19 protein-coding genes are annotated in these 19,329 nt (G+C 50.0%); 13 read left to right on the plus strand and 6 right to left on the minus strand.

Annotation, left to right across the window (positions count from 1 at the left end; genetic code table 11):
- Nucleotides 1-45 precede the first annotated feature (45 nt).
- The 6 genes from ACTCCX_RS00420 to ACTCCX_RS00445 all read left to right on the plus strand — a co-directional run bounded on the left by ACTCCX_RS00420 (nt 46) and on the right by ACTCCX_RS00445 (nt 7,705).
- Nucleotides 46-3,327: a DEAD/DEAH box helicase gene (locus tag ACTCCX_RS00420; protein WP_463274214.1), complete on the plus strand. Its 3,282-nt coding sequence runs from the start codon at nt 46-48 to the stop codon at nt 3,325-3,327.
- 39 nt (nt 3,328-3,366) lie between these two features.
- Nucleotides 3,367-4,152 carry a threonine/serine exporter family protein gene (locus tag ACTCCX_RS00425; protein WP_463274215.1) on the plus strand — a complete coding sequence of 262 codons (786 nt, stop codon included), beginning with the start codon at nt 3,367-3,369 and terminating at the stop codon, nt 4,150-4,152.
- Nucleotides 4,149-4,613 carry a threonine/serine exporter family protein gene (locus ACTCCX_RS00430; RefSeq protein WP_463274216.1) on the plus strand — a complete coding sequence of 155 codons (465 nt, stop codon included), beginning with the start codon at nt 4,149-4,151 and terminating at the stop codon, nt 4,611-4,613. The genes ACTCCX_RS00425 and ACTCCX_RS00430 overlap by 4 nt, the downstream gene beginning before the upstream one ends.
- A gap of 119 nt (nt 4,614-4,732) precedes the next feature.
- Nucleotides 4,733-5,374, plus strand: coding sequence for a YrrS family protein (locus ACTCCX_RS00435; RefSeq protein WP_463274217.1), 642 nt, complete (start codon nt 4,733-4,735; stop codon nt 5,372-5,374).
- Nucleotides 5,375-5,505: 131 nt separating this feature from the next.
- Entirely contained in the window at nt 5,506-6,279 is a 774-nt protein-coding gene (locus ACTCCX_RS00440; RefSeq protein ID WP_463274218.1) for an IclR family transcriptional regulator, read from the plus strand.
- 421 nt (nt 6,280-6,700) lie between these two features.
- A complete protein-coding gene (locus tag ACTCCX_RS00445; RefSeq protein WP_463274219.1) occupies nt 6,701-7,705 on the plus strand; it encodes a PfkB family carbohydrate kinase in 1,005 nt (334 codons plus the stop codon).
- A gap of 87 nt (nt 7,706-7,792) precedes the next feature.
- Here ACTCCX_RS00445 and ACTCCX_RS00450 read toward each other — a convergent pair whose 3' ends face one another.
- The 6 genes from ACTCCX_RS00450 to aroE all read right to left on the minus strand — a co-directional run bounded on the left by ACTCCX_RS00450 (nt 7,793) and on the right by aroE (nt 11,563).
- Nucleotides 7,793-8,017, minus strand: coding sequence for a hypothetical protein (locus tag ACTCCX_RS00450; protein WP_463274220.1), 225 nt, complete (start codon nt 8,015-8,017; stop codon nt 7,793-7,795).
- A gap of 19 nt (nt 8,018-8,036) precedes the next feature.
- Nucleotides 8,037-8,480, minus strand: coding sequence for a GNAT family N-acetyltransferase (locus ACTCCX_RS00455; RefSeq protein WP_463274221.1), 444 nt, complete (start codon nt 8,478-8,480; stop codon nt 8,037-8,039).
- A gap of 3 nt (nt 8,481-8,483) precedes the next feature.
- Nucleotides 8,484-9,200 carry a hypothetical protein gene (locus ACTCCX_RS00460; RefSeq protein ID WP_463274222.1) on the minus strand — a complete coding sequence of 239 codons (717 nt, stop codon included), beginning with the start codon at nt 9,198-9,200 and terminating at the stop codon, nt 8,484-8,486.
- Between the two features lie 160 nt (nt 9,201-9,360).
- Nucleotides 9,361-10,221, minus strand: a complete 861-nt coding sequence (locus ACTCCX_RS00465) for a prephenate dehydrogenase (protein ID WP_463274223.1) — start codon at nt 10,219-10,221, stop codon at nt 9,361-9,363.
- Nucleotides 10,205-10,735, minus strand: a complete 531-nt coding sequence (locus ACTCCX_RS00470; protein WP_463274224.1) for a shikimate kinase — start codon at nt 10,733-10,735, stop codon at nt 10,205-10,207. Before ACTCCX_RS00470 ends, ACTCCX_RS00465 begins: the two co-directional genes overlap by 17 nt.
- 18 nt (nt 10,736-10,753) lie before the next feature.
- Complete coding sequence (aroE, locus tag ACTCCX_RS00475) at nt 10,754-11,563, minus strand: shikimate dehydrogenase (RefSeq protein ID WP_463274225.1); 810 nt, start codon at nt 11,561-11,563, stop codon at nt 10,754-10,756.
- A 454-nt stretch (nt 11,564-12,017) separates the two neighbouring features.
- On the opposite strand from aroE, the gene aroF reads away from it, so the two are divergent.
- The 7 genes from aroF to ACTCCX_RS00510 all read left to right on the plus strand — a co-directional run bounded on the left by aroF (nt 12,018) and on the right by ACTCCX_RS00510 (nt 19,126).
- Complete coding sequence (gene aroF / locus ACTCCX_RS00480; protein WP_463274226.1) at nt 12,018-13,043, plus strand: 3-deoxy-7-phosphoheptulonate synthase; 1,026 nt, start codon at nt 12,018-12,020, stop codon at nt 13,041-13,043.
- 60 nt (nt 13,044-13,103) lie between these two features.
- A complete protein-coding gene (aroB, locus tag ACTCCX_RS00485) occupies nt 13,104-14,177 on the plus strand; it encodes a 3-dehydroquinate synthase (RefSeq protein ID WP_463274227.1) in 1,074 nt (357 codons plus the stop codon).
- 59 nt (nt 14,178-14,236) lie between these two features.
- Nucleotides 14,237-15,532: a 3-phosphoshikimate 1-carboxyvinyltransferase gene (aroA, locus tag ACTCCX_RS00490; protein ID WP_463274228.1), complete on the plus strand. Its 1,296-nt coding sequence runs from the start codon at nt 14,237-14,239 to the stop codon at nt 15,530-15,532.
- On the plus strand, nt 15,529-16,626 hold the full coding sequence (gene aroC / locus ACTCCX_RS00495) for a chorismate synthase (protein WP_463274229.1): 1,098 nt from the start codon (nt 15,529-15,531) through the stop codon (nt 16,624-16,626). Before aroA ends, aroC begins: the two co-directional genes overlap by 4 nt.
- A gap of 20 nt (nt 16,627-16,646) precedes the next feature.
- Complete coding sequence (gene pheA, locus ACTCCX_RS00500; RefSeq protein ID WP_463274230.1) at nt 16,647-17,792, plus strand: prephenate dehydratase; 1,146 nt, start codon at nt 16,647-16,649, stop codon at nt 17,790-17,792.
- Nucleotides 17,793-17,947: 155 nt separating this feature from the next.
- A complete protein-coding gene (locus ACTCCX_RS00505) occupies nt 17,948-18,472 on the plus strand; it encodes a 3H domain-containing protein (protein ID WP_463274231.1) in 525 nt (174 codons plus the stop codon).
- A gap of 96 nt (nt 18,473-18,568) precedes the next feature.
- Complete coding sequence (locus ACTCCX_RS00510; protein ID WP_463274232.1) at nt 18,569-19,126, plus strand: hypothetical protein; 558 nt, start codon at nt 18,569-18,571, stop codon at nt 19,124-19,126.
- The last annotated feature ends 203 nt before the right edge of the window (nt 19,127-19,329 follow it).

Below are 19,329 nucleotides of genomic sequence, written 5' to 3' on the forward strand. Positions count from 1 at the left end.
TATGGTAAAATAACAGAGACTATATATGTGAGGGTGTGGCTGAAAATGTACGAAGTTGAGTTTGACCTACAGGATATTTATGATATGACATACAGCGATGTGACCTATATGAAAGGAAAGCAGTTGTATGAGAGCGGGGCATTGAAAAAATTCAGATCGGACTCTGCGCACACCGTTTTCATAGCTGACATAAAGGGGACGAAAAAATACGAAGTCGAAGTCTATTTGGATGATGACGGGGACTTGGATGATTATTATTGCTCTTGCCCGGCTTTCCAAAACTACGAGGGGCCATGCAAACACGTTGTCGCATTTTTGTTTGCGATACTCAAATCTTCATCGGGTTACAAAGAAGAAAAAGTGAAACCGTTCAGCAGTGCAGCGGCGCAGAGCAGGAAGCCCAACAGTCCCGCCAAGAAAAAATACGATGTCGAACAAACCAAAAGACTGTTGGATGTGCTTCAGTTCGAATTGCTTCAGGAAAACGATCTGATCGAGCGGATACCGATTCAGGTGGAATATACGCTTTCCATGGTCGATTACCGCTATGCAACGCGCTACAGTATGCGATTGCGGGTAGGTTCCAGTCAGTTTTACATGGTGAAGGATTGCGAGCAGGTCATCGATCATATCCTGAAAGGGGATCCGCTCCCTTTCGGAAAGAAATTCAGTTTTTCCCCGGATAAACACATATTATCCCAGCAGGATCGCGCGATTTTTCTGCTGCTGAAACAAGTAATCGATTCCGCTTCTGTTTCCAGTCATCATTATCCGACGAGCGAGGAGCGTAAGGAAATTATCTTGCCACCGAGCATAGTGAAGGAGCTACTGGAGAAGCTGGCGCAACGGCCGTTCGTCACTATCCAAACAAATGCTTATCAGACCAACGGACAGAAACTCCTGCCGGAACACGTGCTGACGAAGTTCGATAAGTTGCCGATCCGTTTCGCGATTTCCGAACTGCCGAATGGGGGGCTGCTGTTCGATGAAACAAGCGAACCGGCGAAGAATAGTCTTTTCTTCGATGAGGCGGACATCCTGATGGTGGACGACCGCTTCTATTTTCTGCAGCCGAGCATGAAGGAGCGCCTGCTCAGCCTTTACCATGCGCTTGGACAGTCCGATCATGACGGTCTGCACATACCGCCCGAAGCGGCCGGTGATTTCCTGGCGATTGCTGTGCCGGCTTTGCAGCAGATTGCGACCATCACGCTGGATGATTCCGTTCGGGCAAACTATCAGCAATTCCCTCTGAAGGCCGAACTGTATCTGGATTGGAAAATGGAGAAGTTGTTCACGGAATTGTATTTCCGCTATGGCGAAACCAAAATAGACGTTACCCAAGAAGTCAAAGCCCAAAAGTTGCTTTCGCCCGACACACTCGTCCGGGACAGGATCGCCGAAAAGGTTCTGTTCCAGAAATTCATCGACTCGGGCAACGACGCCTTCACTATCGATGAAGCCATCTACTTGACGGATTTGGATGACATCATGCCGTTTTTGTACGAAGGCCTTGAAGAACTCGCTCCATACTGCGAGATATTCCTGACCGCGTCCGCCGAAAGATTGCTTTACCAACCGGTCCGGCCGCCGAAAGTCACAATCGAAGTCAACAACCAGTCCCGGCTTTTGGATGTGACTTTCAGCACCGACGACATCAATGTGGACGACCTGAAACAGATGGTCCGCCAGATCGCGCAGAACAAAAACTATCACCGCCTGTCCAACGGCAAAATCGTCGACCTGCGCCAAAAGGAAATCAAGGAACTGACCGATGCGGTTGTACAGCTGGACGTGCCTTTAAAGGATCTGAAGAAAGAGATGTCATTGCCGCTCTATAAAGCTTTCGGGGTGGATACCGATGCGGAAATCGTCCATCAGGATGAGGATTTCATGACGCTCATCAATCGGATGGAGAAACCCGAAAAGATCGACTTCGACTTGCCTGCGGATGTGACGGCAACGTTGCGTCCCTACCAGGAAACAGGCTACAAATGGCTGAAGGGGCTCGACCATTACGGATTCGGGGGAATCCTTGCGGACGATATGGGCTTGGGCAAGACGCTGCAGGTGATCAGCTTCATCGCCGGATCGCTCGGTGCAGGCGAAGGCAAACCCTATTTGGTCATCTGTCCTTCAAGCGTGCTCTACAATTGGCAGAAGGAATTCCAACAGTTCGCGCCTGGCATCCGGACGCAGCTCATCACCGGCAACAAGAACGAAAGAAGAGACTGCATTGCAACCGCGCAAGCTGAGAACATTCCGGTCTGGATCAGCTCCTATCCGCTGCTGCAACGCGATGAGGATCTGTATGAAGGGCTGGCATTCCGGACCGTCATCCTGGATGAAGCCCAAAGCGTCAAGAACGCCACCGCGAAGACGACGAAAGCCGCTTCGGCGCTCATTGCCAACAACAAAATCGCCCTGAGCGGGACTCCGATCGAAAACGCCTTGTCCGAGCTGTACACCATCTTCAGCATCGCGCAGCCCGGCCTTTTCGGAACGAGAACGGATTTCAAAAAGATGGAACCGGCTCAGATCGCCAAAAAAGTCAAACCGTTCATCCTGCGCAGGCTGAAGGCGGATGTGCTGAAGGATCTGCCGCCGAAGATCGAATCGATCGCCTACATCGAAATGACCGAAAAACAGAAAACCGTGTACTTATCGCAGCTGCAGTTGATGCGTCAGGAAACAAAAGAGATGGTGGATGCGGATACGCTGAACGAAAATCGCATCAAGATATTGGCCGGTTTGACGCGCCTGCGCCAAATCTGTTGCGACCCTGCGCTGGTTTTGTCGGATTATCAAGGCGGTTCCGGTAAATTGGAACGGCTGATGGAGTATTTGGCGGAGGCCAAAGAGAACGGCAAACGGGTCGTCCTGTTCTCCCAATTCACGCAAATGCTGGCAATCATCCGCGAGAAACTGGACGCGGCCGGCGCGGCCTACTTCTATCTTGACGGGCAGACGCCTAATCAGGATCGGCTGACCCTGACGACCCGTTTCAATGAAGGCGAGAAGGATCTTTTCCTGATTTCCTTGAAGGCTGGCGGCACCGGCCTGAATTTGACCGGCGGGGATACTGTCATCCTCTACGACTCTTGGTGGAATCCGGCCGTCGAAAGCCAGGCGACCGACCGCGTGCACCGTTTCGGGCAGAAAAAGGTCGTTCAGGTCATCCGCCTGATCGCGACCGGTACGATTGAGGAACGCATCAACGAATTGCAGGAACAGAAGCGCGAAATGATTGATTCGGTCATCCAGGCTGGCGGCCAATCTGTCACCTCGTTGACGAAGGAAGAATTGATGCAGCTGCTGGAAATGTAAGATTCACTGTTATGTTTTTGAAAGGGAAGGGGGAGCTCGATGACGGTTACACCTAATCCAGAAATGGACTTCGAATTATACATGGATACGGCTGTTTTGGCCGGTCAAATTATGCTGGAAAGCAATGCCGAAACCTACCGCGTTGAGGAAACGGTGACGCGCATCCTGAATAAAACCGGACTGCAGATGACCGATGCGCTGGCCTTGACGACTGGGCTGGTGGCCACACTCGACAGTCCGAATATGCACGCGATCACGGTCGTCAAACGGATCACGGAACGCACGACGAATCTGAACAGAGTGTCCCGCGTCAATGCTGTTTCCCGAAATTTTGTCGAGGGCAGGTTGACCATCCAGGAGGCTTACGATGCGCTGCAGAACATCGACGAAATCCAGTACAGCGGGCGCCAGAAGAGCTTTGCGCTGATCGGGTTCATCCAGCTGTTCATTTTTTTGATGGGCGGTACCTTCTATGACTTTTTGGCGATGATCCCAGTGAGCGCCGCGGTCTCCTTTGTCCTGCACATTGCGGCTAAATGGAAAATCCGCCCGTTCATCCAAAACATGGTTTCCAGTTTTGTGATCGCTGTCTTGACCGCCTTTTTGCTTGAGTTATTGACGTTTCCGATCCAACCGGATACGATCATCATCAGTGCCATCATGCCGTTACTGCCGGGAACCATATTAACGAACGGCATCCGCGACACCTTCCGCGGGGATTATATGTCGGGAGCGGCCAAAATATTGGAGGCCTTTGTGATCGCCGTATTCATTGCGATCGGCATTGGTGCCGGTTTGGTCGTCGGCGGGGAGGTGATCCGATGAATTTGCCTAACATTATGGTGGAAATGGTCGTTGCTTTCGTGGCTGTTTATTTTATTGCCATCACTTTGGAAGCACCGAAGCGCACGTTGAGCTATGGCGCTTTGGCCGGATCTCTGGGTTGGGGAGTCTATCTTGTCGGATTGTCCTTTTTGGACATCGTCGGCGCCACTTTTCTGGCCAGCCTGTTCATCGCTTGGATTGCGCACCTTTTCGCGCGTTTTCTGAAGACGCCGGTGACGATCTATTTCATCCCGGCCTTCATCGCCTTGGTACCCGGAGCAGGCGTTTATCAGTCGGTCTACGCCTTCATCAACAAAGAATATGCGGAGGCGCAGCAGCATCTGGTCCTGACACTGCAGATATCGGGCGCCATCGCGTTGGCGATCTTCATTGTGGACAGCCTTTTCGGGCTTATGTCCAGAATAAAGGCTTCGAAGGCTCAGAAACACTCTGCGGAGTAGGGTCTGCGAGGACAGGGCATGCGGTGTGCGTATTTCTGTGACACAGAGTTGTAAACTGGATTTAACGTAGCCGTCTCGCAAATATGCTAGACTTGTATCATTCAGAAGGAGGCTACCGCATGTCCGAGAACAATCAAAAACCGACCAGACAAGACTTACACCGAAATCATAAACGCACCAACCCGCTGCTTGTTGTTTTGGGCATCATCGCCGCCGCAGTTTTAGGGCTCGTGCTGCTCTACAACATCTTTTACGGGAATGAAGAAGAACCATCCGTAGCGGCCGGTAATCAAACAAATTCAGAGAACATGATCATCACCGAGTCGGATGACTCCAGCGAAACGGGCGCTTCAGCCGAAGAGTCTTCGGAAAAAGCGAAAGACAGTGCCGAGGAGGAATCAGAGGAAGACACCGGCATCGAGACGGAGCAAGTGCCGTCAACCGATGAGAACGTGACAAAGGCTTATACAGGCGACTGGGAACCGATCGGCACTACCCAAACCGGGGAACATGATATCACGGATTACAGCGACGGTTCAGCCGATCGCGTTGAAATCAAGCAAGCTGTCGCTGCCGCGACCGGCATCAACGCTGATAACATGATCGAATGGTGGATCGGCAATGCCGGCGACCAGAAAGTCACCGCCACAGTTTCGGATACCCAGAAAGAGACAATTGCCCGCGTCCAGCTAAATTGGGTTGACGGCGAAGGCTGGCAAGTCACGCTTGTTGAAGAACTGAACGAAATACCGAACAACTGATCAAGACAGCAAGGCGCTCTTTTACTAAAGAGCGTCTTTTTTTGCGTTGCTTATTTGGAAATGTCTCTGTACGAAATGCTTATTCTGGAGTAAAATGTTTCTAAATAGGAAACAGTTGAGGGGTGTCAAAAATGGAAGAAGAGAAAAAACCTTACGGTACGGTCCTGCTGAAAGCGGCAAAGATCATCGATCATTTATCGAAAAGCAAAGAAGCCCAGAGTCTGGCCGCCATCGCAGCGAACACGGGGTTGTCCAGTCCGACAGCACTGAAGATTTTGGACACGCTGCTCTTGATCGGGTATGTCGAAAAGGATGAGCAGACGAAGCGGTTTACTTTGGGCAGCGCGCTGATCCGCTATGCGAACAACCGGCTGGCGAATCTGGACATCATCAAAATAACCGATCCATACTTGCGGAATCTGCAGGCTGGGCTGGATGAAACGGTACATTTGGGTATTCTCGATAAGGATGAGGTCCTTTATGTCAACAAGTTGGAGACGCAAAAAGCGATTGCCAACATCAATTCCCGGATAGGCAACACCAACCATCTCTACAGCTCCGCGATGGGCAAAGCGATGCTCGCTGCCTTCAACGAGGAAGAATTAACGGCGTATCTGGACCGGGTCGAGCTGGTCGCGGACACTCCGAACACGATAACGGATCGGGCTGTTCTGAAAGAGGAAGTCAAAAAAGTCAGATCATCCGGGTTTGCCACCGACGACGAAGAGAATGATCTGGATGTCATCTGCATCGGGGCGGCGCTCGTGGTCGACAACAAAATCATTGGCGCATTCAGCGTCAGCACACCAAAGTACCGTTTCGAACGCAAGAAGACCATCGAAAAAGTGCTGGAAACGAAAAAAAATCTGTTGGCCGAATTGGGTAGGACGAACACGTTCGGCTGACGATTAGCGAAGGATGCAGCTGTCTCTGAAGAGACAGCTTTTTTCGGTTTGGGGTATTTTTTTTTGTTTGCCGGTCGCGTTTGTTAGCGAGATTCCCGCAAACAAGGTTTTAGAGGAGAATCCCTGAGATTGCAGAAAATTTCCAAAGTAGCAGAGCTCCGATTCTCCGCTGAATTCAGAATATTAGGGGACGGTCCGCTATCCTAATGCCAATAAAATGGAATTTCGGTCATATAGGTGTTGAAATAACTAAGAGGAAACCGTATAATGAAACCAAAGTATTTCCTAAAAGAAAACCAAATTTCCTATTTGGAAATAAAAGATTTTGACAACGCATTTCAGGTGGTTGCGTCATTCTGTAAAGAGTAATGTAACCGCGTTCAGTGAAAGTCCATAAACAAAATTAGGAGCGTGCGAAAAAATGAGTAAAATTTTGACATTGGGCGAAATCATGTTGCGCCTATCTACAGATCCAGGAACATTGATGACCTATTCCACAAATTTCACCGGGCATTATGGCGGCGGGGAAGCGAACGTCGGCATCAGTCTGGCGAATTTTGGCCATGAAGTGGCTTTCGCAAGCAAAGTGCCGGCTAATCCGTTGGGTGTTGCGGTCCGCAAACATCTGAAGAGTTACGGAATCTGTACAGCCTTGCTGAAAAAGGGCGGCGAACGCCTCGGCACCTATTATTTGGAAAGCGGTGTGGGCGAACGGGCGGCATCCGTCGTGTATGATCGGGCTTATTCGAGTTTTTCCAGCATGGAGGCTTTGGAATGGGATTTCGATGAATTATTCGAGGATGTGAACCTTTTCCATATCTCAGGCGTCACTGCCGCGCTCAGTAAAGACTGGGCCGCATGGACTGTCGAATTGGTGCGGGAAGCGAAAAGACGCGGGATCAAAGTCAGTTTCGACATCAACTACCGCGCGAAACTTTGGACGCAGGCCGAATGTGGAGTTTTCCTGCAGCAAATCTTGCCGTTGACCGACTATCTGTCTGCAGGCAAATTGGATGCTTTGTATCTGATGGGGATTCCGGAAAATACGAGCGAACAGGAGGATGTGACCTATTATTATGAGCAGATGGCGGAAAAATATCCGAACATCGATGTCTTCTACTCAACAATCCGTCAGGTGCATTCCGCCAGCCACAATGTGCTGCAAGGGACGATGTGGCGCAACGGGGAAACGACCTTCTCGAACGTGCATACGATCACACCGATCGTTGACCGGGTCGGCGGTGGGGATGCTTATGCGGCAGGCATCCTGCATGGCATCCTTTCAGGATATACAGCTGAGCATACGGTCGATTTCGCGATTGCCGCATCCAGCATGAAACACACAATTCACGGCGACTGCAACCAGTTCTCCGCCGAAGAAGTGGAAGACTTCAAAAATTCCGAGTCCGGCGCAATCAAACGATAAGAAAATACGCATAAAAAAGGCAAGCAAACGGTGTAATAACCGAATGCTTGCCTTTTTGTCGGCATATATGTGGAAATGCTTTAAAAATCAGATGAATTCGCTGTCGTATTGCAGCTCCAGCTGCTTCATTTCGTGGTAGCTGACTTGGTCCAGCGTCATGGATGCCAACAGCAGGTTGAAATCATCGCGGGCTTCCGGATCGGCGGCGGCCCAGATGAGCGTGTGCGCAGCCTCATCCTCGCCGAGATCTTCGGAAAAATCGACCATGCTGTCGCGCCATTTGATGTATGCTTCGTATTGCCCAGCTTTCATTTTGTGTCCTCCATTATGTTTATTTCATGATATAGATCATTTCGATTTCCCGTGTATCAAGATCGGTGCCACGCTTCATGAAACCGGCTGTTTCAAGTGCCTCGCGGGCCCATTGGTTGCCGATCTGTACGGATGCGTGCAAAAGGGAGCAGTCGAACTGCATTGCGATCCATTTCGCAATCTCCCGGATGCTTTCTGCCCCGAACCCTTTCGATTGGAAAGGCTGGCCGATCATGATTTGTTCGAGGGTCATCGCAGAAGCTTTTTGCGCCTTCCTGATGAAGGCCAAGCCGACCAACGTATTGTCGGCATAGAGCGCAATCGGGAAAAGTGCCTCCGGTTCAACGTAAGCCAAAGCAATCATTTCCGCGTTCGGCCGGACGTATTTGCGCTGCCAATCGTCAACGCTCAAATCAAGCGCCGTTAGGATATTCTCAGTAGAAAGGTTACGTATGGTGATCATTTTTTACCCCTTGTCCGTTTTCTTGTTTTCAGGTTCTGTATCGAAGGTGATGAGATAGGCGTCAAGCCAATTGCCGTTGCTCTTCAAGGCGAAGTAGCCAAGGATAGCGACGATTGCTGCTGCGGTACAGTTCACGATCAGGTCACCCATCGTGTCCAATAAAGCGGCCTGCCCAATCAGCGGAACGCCATCGATTGTGGCTGTCCGTTGCGTATTCTGTCCCATGACACTGTCGGCGAAAAATTCATAAAATTCCCAGAGCACACCGATCGTGGTTGCCAGACAGAAAGAAAAAAGCGAAGACAACACCGGTGTCAGGTTCAGCCTTTCGACACCGCCCTCCTGCAGATTGGCGATGACGGAAAATCCGAGCACCCCGAACAAAGCGGAACTCAGGGCATGTTGGATAGTATCCCATTCGGCAACCGTGTCATAAAACCCGCCAAGGCTCCCCAGCAGGAGCGCCAAATAGAGGAACACCGCATAGATAAAAGTAATTCTTTGCGGCAATAGGATACGCGTATGTTTCCGCAAGAGCGAAGGGAAAAGCAGGGCAACCAGCCCGAAGCCGACCTGTACAAGCCGCAGGAAATGCTCGGCTTGCTTTTCGGTACCTCTCGTCTGGACGAAACGGAAAAATTCGTATCCGGTGATCAGGATGAAACTCGCAAAGATGAACAGCACAACAGCATAACTGAATTTTTTCAGCGTCTCACGCATGGTTTTTCAGCCTTCTTTCGGTTAATAAGCGCACATATCCGCTACTCTCATTTTAGTCGACTTCTCCGGGATACGCAACTTGTCGATGCTTTAAAGCCGCCAAAAAAAGGATACCCGATGGCATCCTTTTTCTGGTGGCATTCGAAAATAAAAAACTTGCCTATCTATCGAATTTTTCCCGACGCTTGGTGGACTTGATGAAAAGTTGCTTTAACGCAACGCTGTCGTCGGTCTTTATGGCTGCCTTGATCAGGTCGAGCTGATCCTCGAACGTCTGGATGCTCTTCAGTAAATTCTCCTTATTCTCCAGGAAAAGTTCGCTCCACAACTCTTCATTGATTTTGGCGATCCGGGTCAACTCGCGGTAACTGTCCCCGGTGAACTTCTCCGTTTCCCGGCCTTCGACATCGCTGTTCACCAAGGCGACAGCAATCGCATGCGGCAACTGACTCGTGAATGCGATCATTTCGTCATGGTAATCGGCAGAGATGCGCGTGATCCGCCCGAAGCCCATTTCCATGATCAAAGCCTCCATGAAAGCAAGATTCTCCTCTTTGTTGGAAGGGAGCGGAGTCAGGATGTAATTCGCATTTTTATAGACGGAACTGCTGGCGAAATCGATACCTTTCTTCTCCCGTCCGGCCATCGGATGACCAAAGACAAAGTCAATCGAGTCAGGCAAAACCGACAGAATGTCTTCGATGAAGAACTTTTTGACACCCGTTGCATCCGTCAGAATCGACCCCGACTTGAAAAAATGCTTATGGGTGACGATAAAATCGTGCACCAAACGGGGATAGAGCGAAAAAATCACCAAATCGGATTGCGGCAGGATAGCTTTCCCATCCTGATAGCCCTCCTTGATGAGCCCCTGCGACTTAGCTTTATCAAGGGTTGCCTGGTCGATATCGATCCCGTAAAGATTGCGGTAGCCGGCATCGTGAAGAGCCATCGCGAAGGATCCGCCGATGACGCCCAGGCCGACGATCGTGATGTTCAGATCCTTATTGAGGATTGTCATGGGTTGGGCCTTCCTTTCCTGCTCCATAGTGGCGCGCGATGATTTCGGCGGCTATTTCTTCCAATGGCTTATCGTTCTTGACGACGAAATCAGCAGCGGATTGGTAGAGAGTCTCGCGTTCAGCCTTCAGCGCATAGATCCGTTCCAGGCCGTCCTTCAGGAGCGGGCGATGGGAAACCTCGATGTCATGCGTGATGTCTTCGACTGCGCGGTCGATGTAATAGATTGTCCCATTCTTTTTCAAAGCCACGATGTTGTCGCTGCGTTTGACGACACCACCACCTGTGCTGACGATGGTATCCTCAAAGTTGGCAATTTCTTTATAGGCATCCGATTCGATGCCGCGGAAATGATCCTCTCCGGTTTGGAAAAGGTCGGTGATGCTTTTGCCGGTTTTCTCCTCAATGTAGGCATCCGAATCGATGAAACAGAAACCAGTTATATTGCTCAATAATTTGCCTAAAGTCGTCTTGCCTGCGCCAGGCATTCCAATCAGGATGATATTTTTTCCCAAATCCTTCACCTATTCCCGTTAGTGTGTTATTTTGTCGTAGATTTCTTGGTTCAGTGCAAGTTCGAAAGGTCGTTCCAGCCAGATTTCTTGCGATTTGATCGCCTGATGCACCAACATCTCCAATCCGTTGCACGTCTTCAAGCCGGCTGTTTCCGCCAGACGCAGGAATTCCGTTTCCTGCGGGTTGTAGATCAGATCCACCGCCGCACTGAAATGACGGATCACTTCGATTGGGACCGCGCTGAGGCCAATGTTGTCGGGGAACATACCAAGCGGCGTCGTGTTGATGATCAGATCGCCTGAGATGTCCGCTATCTCCTCATAACTCATCAAAGAGATGCGCGGGTCATCCGGAATATCGGTAAGCGCGCCTTTTTTTCGTGAAACGATGATTACGTTCGTGATGCCATTGTCCAATAAATACAGAACGACCGCTTTTGCGGAACCGCCGAAACCCAAAACCATTGCCGTGCGGTTTTCGATTGTGATGCCGTGCGAAGCCAACATGGTGCCGAAGCCGTAATAATCGGTATTTGCGCCAGAGAGCTTGCCGTCTTTCACCTTGATCGTATTGACTGCACCGATGCGTGAGGCTTCCGGTGTGATTTCATCCAAGTAAGGCATCACTGTCTGTTTGTAGGGAATCGTCACGTTGACACCAACGAACTGAAGCACGCGGATCCCTTCGATTGCTGCTTCGAGTTCGGCAGGGGACAATTCAATATGTTTATAACCGGCATTCATTCCGATCAGATCGAAAAAAGTCGAATGGATTCTTTCTGAATAACTGTGGCTCAAATGTTCGCCGAATAATCCGAAAAATTGCATCAGGTTTCACTCCTTTTAGGAAAGTGTAGATTATCGCCATCTAAATTTCAATACCCAGATTAAATTAAAAAAAAATTAAAAAACTCTTGCAATGATTAGAGTGTTTGTTATAATTATGGAAATCAGACGTTTTCATTATGAGTTCAGCTGATTAAATGATGCACAAGAAAAGAGGTCATCCGATGGGTTCCACGCATGCTATCAATCTTTTACAAACAAACTTTTACTTTACATACTTTACATTCTGGGGCTTCTATTTTAGCGCTGGATATTTTGTTTGGAAAAAATTGCATAGAGCGAATATGAGAAACATCAAAGGATGCGAAAAATAGTTTGCAGGACGGATCGTCAGGCAACGGCATTTTTGGATAACGAAGCTTAAAGCGGTGCTCATATCACATGGGTACCGTTTTTTATTTTTTTAAAAGCAAAAACAAACTAGGAGGAACAAGACATGATCATCATTTTGAAGAGAACGGCCAAACAAGAGGAAATCAACGAATTGACAAAACGCTTAACGGATAAAGGGGTCATCGTAAGCCCGGTAATCGGCGAGACAATGACCATTTTGGGCTTGGTGGGCGATACTTCGAAAGTATCGATGGACACCATCCAACAACACCACCTTGTTGAACGCGTATTGAAGGTTCAGGAGCCCTACAAAAAGGCAAACCGCAAATTCCATCCGGACGATACGGTTGTCGAAATCGACGGCCAGCGCATCGGGAATGGCTACTTTGGCGTAATCGCTGGGCCTTGTTCCGTTGAAGGCGAAGAACAGATCATCAGCATCGCGCAACGCGCAAAAGCGGCAGGCGCCAACTTCCTCCGCGGCGGAGCCTTCAAACCACGCACATCCCCATACAGTTTCCAAGGTTTGGAATTGGAAGGCTTGCGCTTGCTGAAATTGGCGAAGGAAGCGACCGGTTTGCCGATCGTAACGGAACTAATGTCGACGAAATTCGTCGATGAATTCGAGGCGGATGTGGATCTGATCCAAATCGGCGCCCGCAACATGCAGAATTTCGATCTTTTGAAGGAAGTCGGCAAGACAAAGACACCGGTCCTGTTGAAACGCGGTTTGTCCGCAACTTACGAAGAATGGTTGATGTCTGCTGAATACATCATGTCCGAAGGGAACGAAAACGTCATCCTTTGCGAACGCGGCATCCGCACATTCGAAACGGAAACCCGCAACACGTTGGATATCCAAGCAGTTCCGGTCATCCAAAAATTATCCCATTTACCGATCGTCATCGATCCAAGCCACGCCGGCGGTTCTTCTTACCTGGTGCCATCCATGTCCAAATCCGCAGTCATGTCCGGCGCGAACGGTCTGATGATTGAGATCCATCACGATCCGGAGAACGCATGGAGCGATGGCCAACAGTGCCTTGACCCGAATGAGTTCGAAGAGCTGATGGCTGTCGTAAAACAATTGATTGCCATTGAAGGAAAGCATTTGGATGCGGTAAAATAAAGGAAGCATTTTCTTTATGAAAAACGAAATCTGAATGAGATCTTAATGAGGAGTGAAAGAATGGCTGAATTACATGTGGGACTCGGGAAAAACAGCTATACGATTCTGATCGAAAATGGTTTGCGCCACCGTCTTCCGGAAGAAATCAAAAACATCTACAGCGGCAAAAAAATCGCCATCATCACGGACCATAACGTCAATGCGCATTATGGGTCCCAATTGGAGGAAGGACTGCAGGCTGTGGGTTACGAAACGCTAGTGGTTGCTTTACCGCCTGGTGAGCAGACGAAAGATTTCCAGATGCTGCCTCAGATCTATGACCAATTGTTGGATTTTCAACTGAACCGGAGTGAACTGATCATCGCCTTAGGGGGCGGGGTCATCGGTGACCTCGCGGGCTTTGCGGCCGCGAGCTTCCTGCGCGGCGTGCCTTTCATTCAGATCCCGACATCCTTGTTGGCCCAAGTGGACAGCAGCATCGGCGGCAAGGTCGGCGTCGATCTGGCAAGAGGGAAAAATCTGGTCGGTGCTTTCAATCAACCGAAGAAAGTGTTCATCGATCCGGAAATGCTGAACACCTTATCGGATCACTATTTCCGTGATGGACTCGGTGAAGTCATCAAATATGGCTGTATCAAGGACGCAGCATTCTTCAGCTTCCTGGAGACGCTGCATACTCGCGAAGAAATGATGGTGCACATCGAACGAATCCTATACACGTGCTGCGACATCAAGCGCAGAGTCGTGGAAGAGGACGAGAAGGACACCGGCGAACGGATGCTCCTGAACTTTGGGCACACGATTGCGCACGCATTGGAAACCTACACCAATTATTCCAAATATTCGCACGGCGAAGCGGTGGCAATCGGGATGGTCGCAATCACGCGCCTTTCCGAGAAAAAAGGGTTCACCAAGCTGGGAACGGCAACTGCAATCGAAGCAATGGCGAAACAAGTAGGATTGCCTACGGAACTGCACATGGAGTCTATTGATTTGGACAGCTTATTGGCAATCATGACTTTGGACAAGAAGAACCTGGACGATCATCTGAAAGTCATTCTGTTGAAGGAAGTCGGCATCAGTTACGTTCAAGATGAAACCATCGCTTTCTTTGACGATCTGGAGAACATGTAGAACGATACTATAGAAGAAACCGAAGAACCAAAATAGAAGCAACACACAGGAGGATAAAAATGGATTTGACGATACAGCCACATAAGCTATCGGGAACAGTGACTGTCCCGCCTTCAAAAAGTTTGGCTCACCGTGCTGTCATTTGTGCGGCGCTTTCCGACGGCATCTGCAAGATTGATAATATCGCTCTCTCGGATGACATCATTGCAACTACGGAGGCCATGAAGGCATTCGGAGCGGTCATCGAGCAGGATGGCAGCACTTTGACCATCAAGGGCGCTGGCCAATACGTTTCAGATGCAAAAGCCGATGACAGCGCAACGATTGCTGAGCACCTGATCGATTGTAACGAATCCGGTTCGACCTTGCGTTTTGTCGTACCGATCTCGACGCTTTTCCAAGGCGCGAGCCGCTTTATCGGCAGAGGGAATCTGGGCAAACGTCCTTTGACGATCTTCTACGATATTTTCGAAGAACAAGGCATCTCCTACAAACCGACTGAAGGCGAACTTGATTTGGTAGTGGACGGGAACCTGAAACCGGGTCATTTCTCATTTCCTGGAAATGTCAGCTCGCAATTCATCACGGGCCTTTTGTTCACTTTGCCGTTGTTGGACGGCGACTCGGTCATCACGATCACGACACCGCTTGAGTCGATCGGCTACATCGATTTGACATTGGATGTCATGAGCGCTTTCGGTGTCACCATCGAAAACGAAGGCCATCAACTCTTCCGGATTTCGGGCGGGCAATCCTACAAAGCGACGGATTACCGCGTCGAAGGCGATTATTCCCAAGCGGCCTTCTTCCTTTGTGCAGATGCATTGGGGAACGAGCTGTTGGTGGATGATCTCTCGATGGATTCCCTTCAGGGTGACCGCGCCGTCGTTTCCATTTTGGAAGCGATGGGCGTCACTTTCGAACAGCAGGGCAACGGTTTGATCGGCTCGGCAACAGCCGGGCTGCACGGCACACTGATCGACGCGGCGCAATGCCCGGACATCATTCCAGTGGTCGCGTTGACGGCTTGCCTGAGCGAAGGCAAAACGGAAATCATCAATGCCGGCAGACTGCGCATCAAAGAATGCGATCGGCTGCAAGCAACGGCCAGCGAACTGAAGAATCTGGGCGCCGACATCGAAGAATTGCCGGAAGGACTGGTGATCCACGGCGTCAAATCGCTGAAGGGCGGGGAGACAGTCTGGAGCCACAAGGATCATCGCATCGCCATGATGCTGGCGATCGCTGCGACGGTCTGCGAACAGCCGATCACGGTCACGGATGCCGAGTGCGTTTCAAAATCATATCCGAATTTTTGGGAAGACTATAAAACTATAGGAGGCAAAATACAATGAGTGGTGTATTTGGGAATAAATTAAAAGTATCCATCTTCGGCGAATCACATGGTTCCGCAATCGGCGTCACCATCGACGGTTTGCCGCCAGGCCATCAGATCGATATGGACAAAGTTCTGGAGGAAATGAAACGGAGAGCGCCAGGCCAAGGGGCTTTGACGACGCCGAGGAAAGAAAAAGATCAGCCTGAAATCCTGAGCGGTTACTTCAACGACATGACGACAGGCAGCCCGCTTGCGGCAATCATCCGCAACAGCGACACGCGTTCGAAAGATTACAGCCAGATGAAAAAATTGATGCGTCCCGGCCAGGCTGATTATCCCGGCTATGTCCGTTACGACGGCTTCAACGATTACCGCGGCAGCGGCCATTTTTCCGGCCGGATCACGGCACCGCTAGTGTTTGCGGGTGCGATCGCGAAGCAACTGCTTGAAAAACAAGGTATCACCATCGGCGGCCATGTCAAGAGCGTTGCCAAAATCCAAGACGACAGCTTCCTTAATTCCGAAGTCACACCAGAAATGCTGAAGGGCTTTGCCGGGAAAGAACTGCCTTTATTGAACGAGTCGCTTGAAGAGGAAATGCGCAATCTGATCCGCGAAGCGAAAGCCAGCGGCGATTCCGTCGGCGGTACCGCGGAAATCTGCGTATTGGGCATCCCGGCAGGCGTCGGCAACCCGTTCTTCGATTCCGTCGAGTCCGTGCTGGCGCACATTCTCTTCTCAGTTCCTGCCATCAAGGGATTGGAATTCGGCAGCGGCTTCGGCATCGCAGAGATGCTTGGTTCGGAAGCGAATGATTCCTATTATTATGACGGCGATCAAATCAAGACCCGCACAAACCATAACGGCGGCATTTTGGGCGGCATCACGGACGGCATGCCGATCATCTACAAAGTGGCGATCAAGCCACCAGCTTCCATCACAAAACTGCAGCAGACCATCAATATCGAAGACAAAACAGCTGCGGAACTATCGGTTGAAGGCAGACACGATCCGATCATTGTGCCGCGTGCCATTCCTGTATTGGAAGCCGTGACGGCAATTGCGATTCTGGATCAGCTGTTGGATTCAAAATTCTACAAATACGACTGAGAACGGAGTGGAAGGCGAGTATGATGGATTTAGAAGACTATCGTAAAGAGTTGGATGCCCTTGACCAAGAGCTTGTGGCCCTGTTCGAGAAACGGATGCACATTTCCCAAGGCATCGGCAATTACAAGCTGGCCCATGATTTGCCCATCTTTGACGAAGGCCGTGAGCAGCTTGTCATCGAACAGAATCTTACCCATCTGAAGAGTGATGATTTTGCGGTGCAGACCCATCATTTCCTGGATACGGTCATGGATCTTTCGAAAGAAGTCCAGAAGGATGTCCGGGCAGCTTCGAACGATTACGAGCAGATTTTTGCGATCCACGATCCAAAAGCGCAGGCGCAAATCGGGTACTTCGGGGAAACGGGCTCCTTCTGCGAGGAAGCGATGTTGGCCTATTTCAAGGAAGCACCCCGCGATCCGAAAAACTACCATACTTTCGAATCGCTGTTCCTTGGCATCCAGAACGGGGAAATCGATTATGGCGTTCTGCCTATAGAGAACTCTTCCACAGGTGCGATTTCACAAGTTCTCGATCTGTTGTACAAATATGGCCTTTCCATTGTGGGCGAGCAATACATCAAAATCGAGCAGCATCTGATCGGCCTGGAAGGGACCGATTTGGGTCAAATCGAGGAAGTCTATTCGCACCCGCAAGGTTTCCAGCAGTCCACCGATTATTTCAAGGACCACGAGCAGTGGCGTCAGATCCCTTTCCACAGCACATCCGACAGCGCCAAAATGGTGAAGGATTCCGGCGATGCGCACAAGGGTGCCATCGCCAGCAGAAGGGCCGCACAGATTCATGGTCTAGCCATCTTGGCGGAGAGCATCCAGAATCAGAGCGAAAACACGACCCGCTTCATTATCGTCGGAAAGGACCTCGAGTCGAATCCGCGTTGCAACAAAGTCAGTGTGGTATTTTCTTTGGATAATCAAGCCGGGACGCTGTTCAAGTTGTTGCGCCATTTTGCAAGGTACCACATCAATCTGATCAAAATCGAATCCCGCCCTGTTGAAGGTGAAAAATGGGAATACCTGTTGTATCTGGATTTCGAAGGTAACATCGCCGATGAGAACGTCCACGAAGCCTTGCGCTTCATCCATCGGAGCAGCGTCTACTTCCGCTTGTTGGGCTGCTATCTAGCAGCGACCGAAAACAAGTAAGCAACGCACGCCATTGTTACGAGAAAAGACTGGAAAGCCAGCAACGACCGCTTCGTGCGGGGGTTGCTGGCTTTTTGTTTTTTTCAGATTCTTGCAGTCCGGGGCAAAAATGGGTACTATGTAGGAGGAGAACGCGTAACGGAAGGGTGAAGTTTGTGAAAGCAGCAGAGAGACGAAATGAAATCATCAAATTATTGGAAGCAACCGATCAACCGGTGAATGCCACCCAACTGGCTGAACTGTTATCGGTCAGCCGTCAGGTCATCGTGGGCGATATCGCATTGATTCGGGCCAAAGGGATTGAAATTTTGGCAACACCAAGGGGCTATCTTTCCGCGAATGCATTCAAGGGCGAAGGAAGTCTGTTCACAAGCAAAATTGCCTGCCAGCATACGCGAGCCGAAACAGTGACGGAACTGAACATCATCGTGGACAATGGCGGGGAGGTCGTGGATGTCCAGGTCGAGCATCCCGTCTATGGTACTTTGACTGGAGAACTGCATATCCGATCGCGCCATGATGTCATCGACTTCATGAAAAAAATCGCATCAAACGAAGCAGCAATGCTGTCTTCGCTGACGGGCGGCGTACATCTGCACACGCTCGCCTGCAAAGATGAAGAAACATTCCTGCGCATCAAGAATGAACTGCAGGAGGCGGGCATCCTCTATTCCGGCTGAAAACCTATGAAAATAAGCTTGACAACTCCTGAAAAGATTATATAATATATTACAACTGTCAAGACAGTTGTAAACATCTTTGGAGGGATTGGCGAAATGAATACACGTACACAAACGAAACACATCACGATAGCTGCTCTACTGATTGCGATAGGGATCTTGATACCGATGATCTCTCCTTTGAAAATAATTCTGGAACCGGCATCCTTCACATTGGCTAGCCATGTGGCTACGATGATTGCTATGTTCCTTTCACCCGGCATCGCGGTGGCGGTTGCTTTTGGGACTGCTGTCGGCTTCATGTTGGGCGGCTTTCCGTTGGTCGTAGTCCTGCGTGCGGCAACGCACATGATCTTTTCTTATTTCGGTGCGAAATACATCCAAAAGCATCCGGAGATGGCGTACGATATCAAAAAATCATTGCTCTTCAGCTTGGTGCTTGGCATAGTGCACGCTGGCTGCGAAGTTATCGTCGTGAGCCTGTTCTACTTTGCAGGAAACCTTACAGAAGCGTATTACGATAAAGGCCTGATTTCTTCCGTCATGCTGCTGGTCGGCGTCGGAACCGTCATCCACAGCATGGTCGACTATTGGTTGGCCCAAATCGTCTGGAAAACAGTCGGCAAAAAAGCACTGCCTGTGCGTTCCGTGTAGGCTGGAATATGAAACAAATGAAAAGGACGCATCCCGGATTCAATTGCGGGATGCGTCCTTTTTTCGTTGTGTCGATTAAGAAGACCTGAACTTTTAGACCATTTGTCGGGCTTCGGCCCAGGACGGTGATTCCGAATGTCGAGAGAACTCGCATTTGTCGACATTCAGGATACCGAAAAGCGCAAAAAACCCGACAGATCATC

The organism is Trichococcus sp., from assembly GCF_055118575.1.

Coding starts and splice junctions, on each gene's coding strand:
- ACTCCX_RS00455 (WP_463274221.1), bottom strand. CDS start 8,480: ATGATCACCATACGTAACCTTTCTACTGAGAATATCCTAACGGCGCTT.
- ACTCCX_RS00445 (WP_463274219.1), top strand. CDS start 6,701: ATGAGTAAAATTTTGACATTGGGCGAAATCATGTTGCGCCTATCTACA.
- aroC (WP_463274229.1), top strand. CDS start 15,529: ATGAGTGGTGTATTTGGGAATAAATTAAAAGTATCCATCTTCGGCGAA.
- aroB (WP_463274227.1), top strand. CDS start 13,104: ATGGCTGAATTACATGTGGGACTCGGGAAAAACAGCTATACGATTCTG.
- ACTCCX_RS00440 (WP_463274218.1), top strand. CDS start 5,506: ATGGAAGAAGAGAAAAAACCTTACGGTACGGTCCTGCTGAAAGCGGCA.
- ACTCCX_RS00450 (WP_463274220.1), bottom strand. CDS start 8,017: ATGAAAGCTGGGCAATACGAAGCATACATCAAATGGCGCGACAGCATG.
- ACTCCX_RS00430 (WP_463274216.1), top strand. CDS start 4,149: ATGAATTTGCCTAACATTATGGTGGAAATGGTCGTTGCTTTCGTGGCT.
- pheA (WP_463274230.1), top strand. CDS start 16,647: ATGATGGATTTAGAAGACTATCGTAAAGAGTTGGATGCCCTTGACCAA.
- ACTCCX_RS00465 (WP_463274223.1), bottom strand. CDS start 10,221: ATGACAATCCTCAATAAGGATCTGAACATCACGATCGTCGGCCTGGGC.
- aroF (WP_463274226.1), top strand. CDS start 12,018: ATGATCATCATTTTGAAGAGAACGGCCAAACAAGAGGAAATCAACGAA.
- ACTCCX_RS00425 (WP_463274215.1), top strand. CDS start 3,367: ATGACGGTTACACCTAATCCAGAAATGGACTTCGAATTATACATGGAT.
- ACTCCX_RS00510 (WP_463274232.1), top strand. CDS start 18,569: ATGAATACACGTACACAAACGAAACACATCACGATAGCTGCTCTACTG.
- ACTCCX_RS00460 (WP_463274222.1), bottom strand. CDS start 9,200: ATGCGTGAGACGCTGAAAAAATTCAGTTATGCTGTTGTGCTGTTCATC.
- aroE (WP_463274225.1), bottom strand. CDS start 11,563: ATGCAATTTTTCGGATTATTCGGCGAACATTTGAGCCACAGTTATTCA.
- ACTCCX_RS00435 (WP_463274217.1), top strand. CDS start 4,733: ATGTCCGAGAACAATCAAAAACCGACCAGACAAGACTTACACCGAAAT.
- ACTCCX_RS00420 (WP_463274214.1), top strand. CDS start 46: ATGTACGAAGTTGAGTTTGACCTACAGGATATTTATGATATGACATAC.
- aroA (WP_463274228.1), top strand. CDS start 14,237: ATGGATTTGACGATACAGCCACATAAGCTATCGGGAACAGTGACTGTC.